The organism is Streptomyces sp. Pv4-95, from assembly GCF_045782725.1.
Lineage (GTDB): Bacteria > Actinomycetota > Actinomycetes > Streptomycetales > Streptomycetaceae > Streptomyces.
Map to the genome: position 1 here is coordinate 7,313,921 of NZ_CP127172.1, position 12,314 is coordinate 7,326,234.

Genomic DNA, 12,314 nt, shown 5'->3' on the forward strand with positions numbered 1-12,314 from the left:
GAGGACAGCCTACGGGCGGACTACAGCTGTAGTAATCTCTAACTACATCTGTAGTGAAGCTGTGGGCCGGGGTGCGCTGCGTGCATCGCGGGTGCGAGGACGGGAGGGAACATGGTGCGGCCCAAGGCCATCGTGATCGGCGGGGGGATCGGTGGGCTCACCGCCGCGGTGGCGCTCGACCGCCGCGGCTGGTCGGTCACCGTCCTGGAACGCGCCGCGTCCCTGCAGCCCGTCGGTGCGGGCATCGCCCTCGCGCCCAACGCCCAGCGTGCCCTCGACACCCTCGACGCCGGTGACGCGGTCCGCGCCATGGCCGGGCAGCTCTCCGGTGAACTCCGCCTCCCCGGAGGCCGCCGGCTGGCCCGTACGGACAACGCCGCGGCGGTCCGGCGCTTCGGCGGCCCGGTCGTCGTCACGCACCGCTCCGAGCTGATCGCCCTGCTCTGCGCCCGGCTGCCCGAAGGCGTCGTACGGACCGGCGCCGCGGCCACCCTCGCCGACGCGGGCGACCCTGCCGTGACCGGCCGCCCGGCCCGTGTGCGGGTGCAGGGCGACGAGGAACTGACCGCCGATCTCGTCGTGGCCGCCGACGGCATCCACTCCGCCGCCCGCCGCGAGCTCTTCCCCGGCCTCCCCGAACCCCGCTACGCCGGCTACACCGCCTGGCGCTTCGTGGTCCCCGCCCCCGACCGCCCGTATCCGGCCGGTGAGACCTGGGGGCCGGGTGGCGCGTGGGGCACCGTCCCGCTGCACGACGGGCGCGTCTACGCCTACGCGACCGCGGCGGTGCCTCCCGGAGGGCGGGCCGCCGACGGCGAACGTGCCGAGCTGTTGCGCCGCTTCGGCGACTGGCACGACCCCATCCCCACGCTCCTGGGCACCGTCGACCCGGCCGCGGTGCTCCGCAACGACGTGTACACCGCCGCCGCTCCGCCGCCCGCCTTCCACCACGGGCGGGTCGCGCTGCTCGGCGACGCCGTGCACCCCATGACCCCGAACCTCGGGCAGGGCGGCTGCCAAGCCATCGAGGACGCCGTCGTGCTGGCCCACGAGCTCGCCTCGCAGGACGGTCTCGGTGCGGCTCTCGCCGCCTACACGCGACGGCGGCTGCCGCGCACCATGGACGTGGTGCGCCGGTCCCAGCGGCTCGGCCGGCTGACCACCTGGCGATCCCGGCCGGCCTGCGCTGTGCGCGCCGTTCTGATGGCCGCCGCGGGCCGTCTCGCACCGGACCTGGCGCTGCGCAGCTTCGACGGCATCGCCGACTGGCGGCCGCCGGAGGGCACGTATGCTTCCGGCACGCGGGGCACCCGGACCGCGGTACTACCCAAGGAGCATGAGTGAAGGTCGGCTGCATCGGACTCGGAGACATCGCCCAGAAGGCGTATCTCCCCGTACTGGGCGCGCAGCCCGGCGTGGAACTGCACCTGCAGACCCGCACCCCCGCCACCCTCGAACGGGTCGGCGGCGTGCACCGGCTGGCGGCCGACCGGCTCCACACCGACCTGGACTCGCTCCTCTCGGTGGGCCTCGACGCCGCGTTCGTGCACGCGCCGACCGCCGTGCACCCCGAGATCGTGACCCGGCTGATCGACGCCGGTGTGCCGACCTACGTCGACAAGCCGATCGCCTACGAACTCGCCGAGACGCAGCGGATCGTGCAGCTGGCGGAGGACCGGGGCGTCGGGCTCGCCGTCGGCTTCAACCGCCGCTTCGCACCCGGCTACGCCCAGTGCCTGGAGCACGCCCGCGATCTGATCCTGATGCAGAAGAACCGCATCGGCCTCCCCGAGGACCCGCGCACGCTGGTGCTGGACGACTTCATCCATGTCGTCGACACGCTGCGCTTCCTGCTGCCCGGCGAGATCGAGCACGTCGACGTGCGCGCCAGGATCCGCGACGGGCTCATGCAGCATGTCGTGCTGCAGCTCTCCGGCGACGGTTTCACCGCCATCGGCACCATGAACCGCCTCAGCGGCTCCGCGGAGGAGCTTCTCGATGTCTCCGGTCAGGACACCAAGCGCCAGGTCGTGAACCTCGCCGAGGTCATCGACCACAAGGGGCAGCCGAGCGTGCGCCGGCGCGGGGACTGGGTGCCGGTCGCCCGCCAGCGCGGCATCGAGCAGATCGTCCTCGCCTTCCTGGACGACGTCCGGGCCGGCCGCCGGCCGTCCGCCCAGGACGCGCTGCGTACCCACGAACTGTGCGAACGCGTCATCACCGAGGCGCTCGCGCAGGCCGCCTGAGCGCCCGAAACCCCGCGAACCCGGCGGCCGACAGCAGCGCGGCCACCGCGCCGTACACCGCCCAGTCGCCGAACCGGGTGTACGGGCTGGTGCCTTCGGCCAGCGGCAGGTCGTACACGGCGGCCGCGGCCCGGTCGGTGCCCAGCCGCCCGCCGACGGGTTCGCCGCGTGGGCCGTACACCGCGCTGACGCCGGTGAGCGTGGCGTGCACCATCGGCCGCCAGCTCTCCGCGGCCCGCAGCGCGGCGAGCGAGGCGTGCTGGTCGGGCGCCCAGCTGTTCTGGAACGTCGAGGTCGAGGACTGGGCGACCAACACGCGCGCACCGTTCTGCGCGAGCCGCCGGCTCATGTCCGGGAAGGCGGTCTCGAAGCACACCAGCGGGCCGATGCGCAGGCCGCCCGCCGTGGCGACGGGCATCAGCTCCTGGCGGGATCCGCGCAGCCGGTCGGTGGCGGCGGCCTTGCCGACCTGCGTCGCCCAGCCCAGGAGGGATCTGGCCGGGATGTACTCACCGAAGGGCACCAGCCGCATCTTGGCGTACCGGTCACCGGTCGGGCCGTTCGGTCCGATCAGCACCGCGCTCTTGTAGATGCCCGGCCCACCGGCGTGCGGCGCGTCGGCGTTGACGAGCAGTTCCGCGCCGGTGCGCCGGGACAGCGCGGCAAGCCGGGCGGCGAGCGCGGGGTGGTCCGCCGGATCCATGTTGAGGCTGCTCTCGCCCCAGACGACGAGACGTACCCCGCGGCCCGCCAGCCCGCGGGTGAGCTCTTCGCTCCGGTCCAGCCGGCCTTGGGGGCCGCCGGTGACACCCGGCTGGACCACCGCGACGCGCACCGTACCGGCGGGCCGGGGAACGGGGGCCGCGTACCAGGCCGCGGTGGTGGCGAGGGCGCAGACCAGGAGGCCGGCGACGGCGGGCGGCCAGGTGGCAGGCCGGGCGATCAGCTCGGCGACGGCGGTGTTCACCGCCACGATCAGCAGGCTCAGCAGCCATACGCCGCCGATCGACGCGAGCCGCAACGCGGGTGGCAGCTGCCACTGGCTTGCGCCCAGCAGCCCCCAGGGACCGCCCAATCCCTCCCAGGACCTGACCAGTTCGACCATCAGCCAGCCCGACGGCACCAGCACCAGGGCGGCGGCGCGTCGCCCCGCGCCGGGCGCGCCCGACAGCAGTTCCCGCACCAGCAGCCCCCACGGTGCCCACAGAGCGCCGAGGAACAGGGCCAGTACGAGGATGAAGACATGCAGGCTCGGCAGCAGCCAGTGATGGACGGCGAGCATGAACCCGGCGCCGCCGAGCCAGCCGTCCAGTGCCGCCCGGCCCCGCGTCGGGGCGCTGCGCACCAGCAGCAGCCAGGGGACGAGCACCACATACGCCAGCCACCACCACGACGGCGCGGGGAAGGTGAGCGCGGGCAGCGCCCCGGCGAGCGCCGCGGCGGCGCCCCGCGACCAGGGGGAGCCGAGCCACCCCGCCGGATGGCCGAGCGGTCTGTGCATGCGTCTCCCTGTTGCCGGGCGTGAGTCGGACGGTCAGTGTGCGCGGACGGGCCGATCATGAACAGGGTGCCCCGGCGAAGGTGGCTGATTCGCGCAGCCACCACGGTGATCCGCGCCCGAACGGCGCGCGGTGCGGGCACGCCGCGGACCGGTCAGGCGGCGGGAGGCACCTGGCGCCACTTCTCCTGGACGACGACCCCGCTCAGCCGCCAGCCGTCCGGGGTGCGGTGGGCGGTGAACGCGTAGCGGCCCCCGCAGGTGAAGTTGGGGGCGGTGGGGCCGCCGTCGCCGTCCGCCGCGGTACCCGCCAGTCGCATCGGGTTGAGATAGTCCGCCTGGACCGTGGCCGTGTCGCCGCTGGCGCCGTCGAGCGACCCCACGCGGATCCGGCGGTTGGTGATGAGGTGCTGGCGTACGGAGAAGAGGCGCAGCGTGTCGGCGAGCCAGGCCGCGATCTCCTCGACGGTGCCCTCGATCCCGCCGGCGGACCGGTAGTCGGCCCGGCCGTCCGGGGTGAACAGGGCCAGGTAGGCGGGCCAGTCGCCGTCGTCCACGGCGATGGCGTAGCCGGTGATCAGATCGTCGATCGCGAGGCGGTCCATGACAGTCGAGTGTTCCGCGCGCTGCGTCATCGCCTCAGTTTTCGGCATGGCGAGGCCCCCGCCAAGAGGCGGGGGCCGACCGGCGCGGCGTCACGGCACCAGCGCGGTCTCCTTGACCTGCTCGGGGCCGGAGTCCGGATCGGGGCCGAGGGCGGCCGGTGCGCTGTCCGCCGCGGGTTCCTGACCGGGCTCCGCATCGGAATCGGTGGCCGAGAACTGGGTCCGGTGGAGCTGCGCGTAGCGCCCGTCGGCCGCCAGCAGCGTCCTGTGCGTCCCGCGCTCGACGATCCGCCCGCCCTCGACGACCAGGATCAGGTCGGCGGCCCGCACGGTCGACAGCCGGTGGGCGATCACCACCGCGGTCCGGCCGGCCAGCGCCTCGGTCAGGGCTTCCTGCACCGCCGCTTCCGAGGTGCTGTCCAGGTGGGCGGTGGCCTCGTCCAGGATGACCACCCTCGGGTGTGCGAGCAGCAGCCGCGCGATCGTCAGCCGTTGGCGCTCGCCGCCGGAGAGGCGGTAGCCGCGTTCGCCGACGACGGTGTCCAGGCCGTCGGGGAGCGAACGGATCAGCTCCTCCAGCCGGGCGCGGCGCAGGGCGTCCCACAGCTCCTCCTCGGCCGACTCCGGCTTGGCCAGCAGCAGGTTCTCGCGCAGGGAGTCATGGAAGAGGTGCCCGTCCTGGGTGACCATGCCCAGAGTGTCGCGCAGCGAGGCGGCGGTGAGGTCGCGGACGTCCTCGCCGGCCAGCCGGATCGCGCCGGAGTCGGTGTCGTAGAGGCGCGGCAGGAGCTGCGCGATGGTCGACTTGCCGGCGCCGGAGGAGCCGACCAGTGCCACCATCTGGCCCGCTTCGGCGCGGAAGGAGATGTCGTGCAGCACGTCCTCGCCGCCCCGGGTGTCGAGGGTGGCGACCTCCTCCAGCGAGGCCAGCGAGACCTTGTCGGCGGAGGGGTAGGCGAAGCGTACGGAGTCGAATTCCACCGAGACCGGCCCGTCGGGCACCGGGCGGGCATCCGGCTTCTCGGTGATCAGCGGTTCGAGGTCGAGCACCTCGAAGACCCGCTCGAAGCTCACCAGGGCGCTCATCACCTCGATGTGCGCCCCGGACAGGGCGGTCAGCGGGGCGTAGAGCCGGGTCAGCAGCAGGGCGAGCGAGACGATCGCGCCGGCTTCCAGCTGCCCGCGCAGGGCGAAGAATCCGCCCAGCCCGTAGACGACGGCCAGCGCCAGGGCGGAGACCAGGGTCAGGGCGGTGACGAAGTACGTCTGCACCATCGCCGAGCGGACGCCGATGTCCCGCACCCGCCGGGCCCGCGAGGCGAATTCCGCGGACTCGCGGGACGGACGGCCCATCAGCTTCACCAGGGTGGCGCCCGGCGCGGAGAAGCGTTCGGTCATCTGGGTGCCCATGGCGGCGTTGTGGTCGGCGCCCTCGCGCCGCAGACCCGCCAGCCTGCGGCCCACCCGGCGTGCGGGCAGCACGAACACCGGCAGCAGGACGAGCGCGATCAGGGTGATCTGCCAGGACAGGCTCAGCATCACCACCAGGGTGAGCAGCAGCGTCACGATGTTGCTCACGACCCCGGACAGCGTGTCGCTGAACGCCCGCTGAGCGCCGATCACATCGTTGTTCAGGCGGCTGACCAGCGCTCCGGTGCGGGTGCGGGTGAAGAACGCCACCGGCATCCGCTGCACGTGGTCGTACACGGTGGTGCGCAGATCGAGGATCAGCCCCTCACCGATGCTCGCCGACAGCCAGCGGGTCAGCAGGCCGAGGCCGGCCTCGGCGACCGCGATGGCGGCGATCAGGCCGGACAGGCCGAGGACGACGGAGGAGGAGTCGCCGTTGACGATGGTGTCGACGACGTGGCCCGCCAGGAGCGGGGTGGCCACCGCGAGCATCGCGGTGACGGTGCTGAGGATCAGGAACCACACCAGTTGACGCCGGTGCGGGCGGGCGAACGTCAGGATGCGGCGCAGCGTCCCCCGGGAGAAGGGGCGTTTGTCCTGCTGCGCGTTGATCGTGCTGTGCAGCGAATGCCAGGCGGTGACTTCCATGTCCATCGCGGCCTCCTCAGGTGTCGTGGTGTCACGGCATCGCCGTGACGGACCGGCGACATGAAGGAAACTAGGACCTAAACCAATGTTGAGGTCAAGGGATTCCCGTCCGGTCACCCTCCCGCGCACCCGCACGGACCAGCCGCCACCCGGCCACGGCCTTCCGGCCTCGCCCGGGGCGACGTCGTCCGGCGGTCCCGCGGCCGATAACGTGCGCTGGTGAGCACCGCCATCGCCGAGACCCTGTCCGTTCTGCTGCTGCTGGGGGTGCTGGTATTCGCCGTGCAGCGGCCGCGCGGCGCCTCCGAGGCGGTCGCCGCCGTGCCGGCCGCGGTGATCGTCGTCCTGTTCGGCGCGGTGCCGCTGTCCGACGCCTGGTCCCAGGTGCACAGCCTGCTTCCGGTGGTGGGTTTTCTCGCCGCGGTGCTGGCGCTGGCGTATCTCTGCGCGCGCGAGGGCCTCTTCGAAGCGGCCGGTGCGGCGCTGGCACGGCTGTGCACGGGCCGGCCGCGTCGCCTGCTTGCCGGGGTGTTCGTGCTGGCCGCGGTGGTGACGGCGGTGCTCAGCCTGGACGCGACGGTGGTGCTGCTGACGCCGGTGGTGCTGGCCACCGCCACCCGCGCCCGCGCGCGCCCGCGACCCCACCTCTACGCCTGTGCCCACCTGGCGAACTCCGCGTCGCTGCTCCTCCCGGTCTCCAACCTCACCAACCTGCTGGCGCTGGGGGCCGCCGGGCTGTCCTTCACGCGGTTCGCGGCCCTGATGGCGCTGCCGTGGGTGGTGGCCGTCGCGGTCGAGTACGTCGTCTTCCGCGGCTACTTCGCCCGGGAACTCGCGACGGACGACGAGGCACGGCCGGATGGTCTGCCGGAAACCCCTGCGGCCGCCCCGGCCCCCGGCCTGCTCACCGCACCGGCCCACCTGTCGCCCTCGGCGGCCCTGCCGGCGCCGCCGCCACTGCCGGTCTTCGCCCTCGTGGTGCTCTCCCTCACCCTCGGCGGCTTCGTGGTCAGCTCCTTCGCCGAGGTGAACCCCGCCTGGGCGGCGCTGGCCGGCGCGCTCGTCCTCGCGGTCCGCGCGCTGCGCCGAAAGGAGACCACCCCGAGGGAGTTGGTCAAGGCCGCCAATCCGTTGTTCTGCCTCTTCGTCCTCGCACTGGGTGTCGTGGTCAAGGCCGTCGTCGACAACGGGCTGGGGGAGGCGGTGGACAGGCTGCTGCCGGACGGCGCTTCGCTGCCCGCGCTGCTCGGGCTCGCCGCGTTCGCGGCCCTGCTGGCGAACCTGATCAACAACCTCCCCGCGGTCCTCGCGCTGCTGCCCTTCGCCGCGCAGTCGGGCCCGGGACCGGTGCTGGCGGTGCTCATCGGAGTGAACATCGGCCCGAACCTCACCTATGTCGGCTCTCTCGCCACCCTCCTGTGGCGGCGCATCCTGCACGGTCACGGCGCGGCCCCGGACCTCGGGTCCTTCACGCGCCTCGGGCTGCTGACCGTCCCGGTGACGCTGGTGGCGTCCACGGTGGCGCTCTGGGCCGGCCTGCGTGTCATCGGCACCTGAGGTCCATCGCCGCCTCGCCGACGGCCGGTTGTGCACCCACCCGCCGAGGCCGGACCGGCAGGGAAGAGGAGTCCGAAGCGTCCGCACGCCCGCCCGTTCGGCGGTTTGCCTTGGAGAGCGCTCCAACTCGTAGCGTCCGGGGCACGACCTGACCGAAGGGGAACATCGTGCGGTACACACTGTTCGGCAAGACCGGCCTGCGGGTCAGCGAGCTGAGCCTCGGTGCCATGACCATCGGCGACGACTGGGGCTGGGGCGCCGCCAAGGAGATCAGCGGACGGATCCTCGACGCCTACGCGGACGCCGGCGGCAACTTCATCGACACCGCCGACATCTACACCGGCGGCAGCTCGGAGAGGATCCTCGGGGAACTGCTCGACGGCCGCCGGGACCGCTTCGTGCTGGCCTCCAAGTACACCTGCGCGACCCGCGAGGGCGACGTGAACTCCGCCGGCAACCACCGCAAGAACCTGGTGCGTTCGGTCGAGGAGAGCCTCGACCGGCTGCGCACCGATCACCTCGACATCCTGTGGGTGCACGCCCGGGACAACTTCACCCCCGTCGAGGAGGTCATGCGGGCCCTCGATGACCTGGTGCGGGCGGGCAAGACGCACTACATCGGTGTCTCCGACTGGCCCGCCTGGGAGATCGCGCAGGCGAACACCCTCGCCGAACTGCGCGGCTGGACCGCCTTCGCGGGCTCGCAGCTGCTCTACAACCTGCTGGAGCGGACCCCGGAGAGCGAACTGCTGCCGCAGGCCAGGGCCTTCGACCTGGCCGTCCTGGCGTGGAGCCCGCTGGCCGGAGGCAAGCTCACCGGCAAGTACCGCCGCGGGGGAACGGGGCGCCTGGACACCGTGGGCGCGGGTGCGGCGGCCCGCAACGAGGACGAGATCATCACCGCCGTGCTGGAGGTCGCCGAGCAGGGTGGCTGGAGCCCGGCGCAGGTGGCGCTCGCCTGGCTGCGGAGCCGCCCGGGCAACATCATCCCGATCATCGCCGCGACCAAGGAGAGCCAGCTGGCCGACAACCTCGCCGCCGTCGATGTCACGCTCGACGCCGATGCCGTCGAGCGGCTGGACGTCGCGAGCGCGGTGCCGCTCGGCTTCCCGCACGACTTCCTGCGGGAGCCCGGCATCACGCGGAACGTCTACGGCGACCGCTGGGCCGACATCGAGGACCGGCGTTCCACCTACCGCCGGACGACGAGCGAGATCCGCTGATACGGAAGCGCACGCGGGCCGGTCGCCGCGGCCTCGGCCGCGTGCGGCGGCCGACCGCGGCCCACTCCGCCAACAGGGCGATTTTGAGACAACTTCTTTACGGGCCCCCGGCCGGGTCTCGATCGCACGGCCGGAGGGTAAGCCGTAGACACGTAAGGGCACAGTCGACGACCCGGGCACGTCCGCACCCCAGCGGACCGGATCGCGCCGGGCGCTCCCCTCACCTTCCGTATGCCTCCGCCGCACCGCGCGTGGCCATACCGCGCGCCCTGGCACGAAAGTGGGTCGGGCCGATGGACGAAGGTCAGGACTGCCGTGGTTTCGCCGGGCGGATCCACGAAACCGGCGCCGTCACCGTACTGGAACTCTGTGGAGAGCTGGACATCTTCGCCGCGGGCAAGCTGTCCGAGCGGCTGGACGAGCTGACCGGTCACCGGCGCCCCGACCTGGTGCTCGATCTGCGGGCGGTGACCTTCATCGACTGCGCCGGCCTGTCCCTGCTGTGCCGCGCCCGCCGCCGGGCGCGCGAGCGCGGGGGCCTGCTGCGCCTGGCCGGCGTCGCCGAGAGCGACAGCGTCATGCGGCTGCTGCGCCTGACGGGAGCCGGCGAGGACTTCGTCATCGTGCCGGATCACGTCGTGGCCGACACTCTTCGCGCGGCCCGACGCGCGGTGCCCGACCTCGCCCCCGGCCGCGCCGGCGTGATCGTCACTGTCACGGACATCGCCGGGACCGCGGTCGGGTGACGCCCGGCCCTCCGGCGGGCCGGGCCGACGCCGGGCCGGCCCGGGACGCGGGCCGGCCCCTGGGCGCGCCGTGGATCAGGCGGGCAGGGCGGCCTCGATGGCGGTGACGACCTCATCGGCCTCCGGCTCGGTGCGTGGCCGGAAACGGCCCACGACCTCGCCCTGGTGGTCGACGAGGAACTTCTCGAAGTTCCACTGCACCTCACCGGCCGCGCCCTCGGCGTCCTCGTGGGTGGTGAGCCGCTCGTAGAGCGGGTGCCGCTCCGCGCCGTTGACGTCGGTCTTCTCGAACAGCGGGAAGCTCACGCCGTACGTCGCCGAGCAGAACGTCGCGATCTCCTCGGCCGTGCCCGGCTCCTGTCCGGCGAACTGGTTGCTGGGGAAGCCGAGCACGCTGAAGCCCCGGTCCGCGTAGCGCTCCTGGAGGCGCTCCAGCCCGGAGTACTGCGGGGTCAGCCCGCACTTGGACGCCACGTTGACCACCAGCAGCGCCTTGCCGCGGTAGTCGGCGAGCGAGGCGGGCTCACCGGTCAGGGTGCGCAGCGGGATGTCGTACAGGCTCACGGTCATGCTCCTCAATGCGGTTCCGCGGATAGGGACGTCCGTCGTCGGTGCCAACAGCGGCACCCGGCTTGATCTTCCCCGGTTCGTCCACCGGCCAGGAGACCACCGGACGCAGCGACCCCGCGCGCCACTCCTTGAGCAGCTGATCGAAGATCGGGGTCGCCTCCTCCGGGGGCCGCCGGGCCTGCGGGGGCGGGGGCGGCGGAGACTGGTGCGGAAGCGTGAGGCGCTGGAAGGGGTGACCGGCGGGCTGCTTGGCGTCCATGCCCGGACTCAACCCAAAGACGGGCTCGCTGGTTGCGGGACGCGGCCGGGACGGGCCGCAGAAGCCCCTGCGGCGGTGAAGGTCAGAAGATACGTTCCAGCGAAGCCGGCGGCAGCCCGCCGTTCCGCCCGACTCCTCCACTCCGTGCGATTCGCCGCCGCACAAGCCTTCTCGGCCTGCTCGGGCACCGGCCGCCGGCGTCGGCCGGTCAGCCGTTGCGCTCGCTCGCGCTGCGCTCCACGCAGAACTCGTTGCCCTCGATGTCGGCGAGCGTGACCCAGCCGGTGCCGTCGGCCCTGCGGTGGTCGGCAACCAGGGACGCGCCCAGTGCCAGCAGGCGTTCGACCTCCTCGTCCCGGCTGCGGTCCTGCGGCTGGAGGTCGACGTGGACGCGGTTCTTCACGGTCTTCCCGTCGGGCACCGTCACGAACAGCAGGGCGCTGCCCGCAGCGGTGACCGTCGCCTCCGGGTCGCCCGGCAGATCGTCCGAGGCCAGCGATCCGTCCAGAACGGACGCCCAGAACGTCCCGAGGCGGTAGGCGTCGCTGCAGTCGATGGTGATGTGGCGTACGAGTGAAGTCATGCGCGCCACTCTGTAGTTGGCGGGCCGGAGTGTCCAATGCATTGTGCCGCCGGACGACGGGCCAGCCGGTGGTGACCCTCCCGGCGGGGAGGCGTGGCCCCGGAGGCATCCGTTCCGCCACTCCCGTACGGAATCCTGGACCGCCGTCGCTTACAGTTGCAGAATTCTGCAATTCAACAGGTGACGCGACGGCCGGTCGGCCTGAATGCGGAGGGCATGCGTGGGCGGTTTCGCCGAGTCGGTACGGGAAAGAGTGCGCGCCGCGCGAGCCGCGGTCGAGGAGGCACGGGCCTCGGGTGACGCATACGCGCTGGCCGTGGCCGAGGACGAGCTGGACGACGCGGTGCGGGTGGCCCGCAGCGTCGACGTCGACCCGGGCCCGGCACCCGGCGACGAACCAAGGGACGGGGCAGGGGCGTGAGCGGCGCACAGATTCCCCTCTACCAGGCGAAAGCCGAATTCTTCCGGATGCTGGGGCACCCCGTCCGGATCCGGGTGCTGGAGCTGCTGCAGGACGGGCCGCTGCCGGTGCGCAGCCTGCTGGCCGCGATCGAGGTGGAGCCCTCCGCGCTGTCCCAGCAACTGGCGGTGCTGCGCCGCTCGGGCATCGTGACGGCCACCCGCACCGGCTCCACCGTGGTCTACGAGCTCGCCGGTGGTGACGTCGCGGAGCTGATGCGCGCCGCGCGGCGGATCCTCAGCGACGTCCTCACCGGGCAGCACGCCCTGCTGGCCGAGCTGCGGCAGGCAGAGGCCGGGGGCGTGCCGGCGCCGCGCGAGGTGGCGCCGGCCGACACGGTGGCGACGGTGCCCGGCGTGGGGGTGGTGTCATGACACACGCTGCCCGCACGACCGCTGTGGTCCGGCGGGGCGCCTCCCTGCCGTCCGACGACGGAGCCGGGTGACGCGTATGGCCGGACCATCGAGGCGTAAGGGGCCGCCGCCCTGGCGGGCGGTCCGCTCCCGCAC

At 73.0% G+C, this 12,314-nt stretch carries 12 protein-coding genes; 7 read left to right on the forward strand and 5 right to left on the reverse strand.

The window, feature by feature from the left end; genetic code table 11:
• The first annotated feature begins 111 nt into the window (after window positions 1–111).
• Together QOM21_RS32055 and QOM21_RS32060 are read left to right on the forward strand one after the other, a co-directional pair.
• On the forward strand, window positions 112–1,344 hold the full coding sequence (locus QOM21_RS32055) for an FAD-dependent monooxygenase (RefSeq protein ID WP_407554499.1): 1,233 nt from the start codon (window positions 112–114) through the stop codon (window positions 1,342–1,344).
• Window positions 1,341–2,246 (forward strand): Gfo/Idh/MocA family protein, encoded by a 906-nt coding sequence (locus QOM21_RS32060; protein ID WP_407554500.1) that lies wholly within the window; start codon window positions 1,341–1,343, stop codon window positions 2,244–2,246. The genes QOM21_RS32055 and QOM21_RS32060 overlap by 4 nt, the downstream gene beginning before the upstream one ends.
• Here QOM21_RS32060 and lnt read toward each other — a convergent pair.
• From lnt to QOM21_RS32075, 3 genes are all read right to left on the reverse strand, one after another.
• Window positions 2,218–3,747, reverse strand: a complete 1,530-nt coding sequence (gene lnt, locus QOM21_RS32065) for an apolipoprotein N-acyltransferase (RefSeq protein ID WP_407554501.1) — start codon at window positions 3,745–3,747, stop codon at window positions 2,218–2,220. The genes QOM21_RS32060 and lnt overlap by 29 nt on opposite strands.
• Window positions 3,748–3,899: 152 nt before the next feature.
• Window positions 3,900–4,379: a nuclear transport factor 2 family protein gene (locus QOM21_RS32070; protein ID WP_407554502.1), complete on the reverse strand. Its 480-nt coding sequence runs from the start codon at window positions 4,377–4,379 to the stop codon at window positions 3,900–3,902.
• A 60-nt stretch (window positions 4,380–4,439) separates the two neighbouring features.
• Window positions 4,440–6,413: an ABC transporter ATP-binding protein gene (locus QOM21_RS32075; RefSeq protein ID WP_407554503.1), complete on the reverse strand. Its 1,974-nt coding sequence runs from the start codon at window positions 6,411–6,413 to the stop codon at window positions 4,440–4,442.
• 213 nt (window positions 6,414–6,626) lie between these two features.
• On the opposite strand from QOM21_RS32075, the gene QOM21_RS32080 reads away from it, so the two are divergent.
• The 3 genes from QOM21_RS32080 to QOM21_RS32090 all read left to right on the forward strand — a co-directional run bounded on the left by QOM21_RS32080 (window position 6,627) and on the right by QOM21_RS32090 (window position 9,933).
• On the forward strand, window positions 6,627–7,964 hold the full coding sequence (locus tag QOM21_RS32080) for an SLC13 family permease (RefSeq protein WP_407554504.1): 1,338 nt from the start codon (window positions 6,627–6,629) through the stop codon (window positions 7,962–7,964).
• Window positions 7,965–8,131: 167 nt separating this feature from the next.
• On the forward strand, window positions 8,132–9,187 hold the full coding sequence (locus QOM21_RS32085) for an aldo/keto reductase (RefSeq protein ID WP_407554505.1): 1,056 nt from the start codon (window positions 8,132–8,134) through the stop codon (window positions 9,185–9,187).
• Between the two features lie 293 nt (window positions 9,188–9,480).
• The gene (locus tag QOM21_RS32090) at window positions 9,481–9,933 is read left to right on the forward strand and encodes an STAS domain-containing protein (RefSeq protein WP_407554506.1); all 453 of its coding nucleotides are present in this window, start codon (window positions 9,481–9,483) and stop codon (window positions 9,931–9,933) included.
• A gap of 75 nt (window positions 9,934–10,008) precedes the next feature.
• Here QOM21_RS32090 and QOM21_RS32095 read toward each other — a convergent pair whose 3' ends face one another.
• Together QOM21_RS32095 and QOM21_RS32100 are read right to left on the reverse strand one after the other, a co-directional pair.
• The gene (locus QOM21_RS32095) at window positions 10,009–10,497 is read right to left on the reverse strand and encodes a glutathione peroxidase (protein ID WP_407555948.1); all 489 of its coding nucleotides are present in this window, start codon (window positions 10,495–10,497) and stop codon (window positions 10,009–10,011) included.
• Window positions 10,498–10,970: 473 nt separating this feature from the next.
• On the reverse strand, window positions 10,971–11,345 hold the full coding sequence (locus QOM21_RS32100; protein ID WP_407554507.1) for a VOC family protein: 375 nt from the start codon (window positions 11,343–11,345) through the stop codon (window positions 10,971–10,973).
• A gap of 220 nt (window positions 11,346–11,565) precedes the next feature.
• On the opposite strand from QOM21_RS32100, the gene QOM21_RS32105 reads away from it, so the two are divergent.
• Together QOM21_RS32105 and QOM21_RS32110 are read left to right on the forward strand one after the other, a co-directional pair.
• Window positions 11,566–11,766 carry a hypothetical protein gene (locus QOM21_RS32105; protein WP_407554508.1) on the forward strand — a complete coding sequence of 67 codons (201 nt, stop codon included), beginning with the start codon at window positions 11,566–11,568 and terminating at the stop codon, window positions 11,764–11,766.
• Window positions 11,763–12,179, forward strand: a complete 417-nt coding sequence (locus tag QOM21_RS32110) for an ArsR/SmtB family transcription factor (protein WP_407554509.1) — start codon at window positions 11,763–11,765, stop codon at window positions 12,177–12,179. Before QOM21_RS32105 ends, QOM21_RS32110 begins: the two co-directional genes overlap by 4 nt.
• Window positions 12,180–12,314: the final 135 nt, after the last annotated feature.

Bases quoted from the DNA above. Each gene is read 5' to 3' on its own strand.
- QOM21_RS32100 (WP_407554507.1), bottom strand. From the start codon at position 11,345: ATGACTTCACTCGTACGCCACATCACCATCGACTGCAGCGACGCCTAC.
- lnt (WP_407554501.1), bottom strand. From the start codon at position 3,747: ATGCACAGACCGCTCGGCCATCCGGCGGGGTGGCTCGGCTCCCCCTGG.
- QOM21_RS32070 (WP_407554502.1), bottom strand. From the start codon at position 4,379: ATGACGCAGCGCGCGGAACACTCGACTGTCATGGACCGCCTCGCGATC.
- QOM21_RS32090 (WP_407554506.1), top strand. From the start codon at position 9,481: ATGGACGAAGGTCAGGACTGCCGTGGTTTCGCCGGGCGGATCCACGAA.
- QOM21_RS32075 (WP_407554503.1), bottom strand. From the start codon at position 6,413: ATGGACATGGAAGTCACCGCCTGGCATTCGCTGCACAGCACGATCAAC.
- QOM21_RS32055 (WP_407554499.1), top strand. From the start codon at position 112: ATGGTGCGGCCCAAGGCCATCGTGATCGGCGGGGGGATCGGTGGGCTC.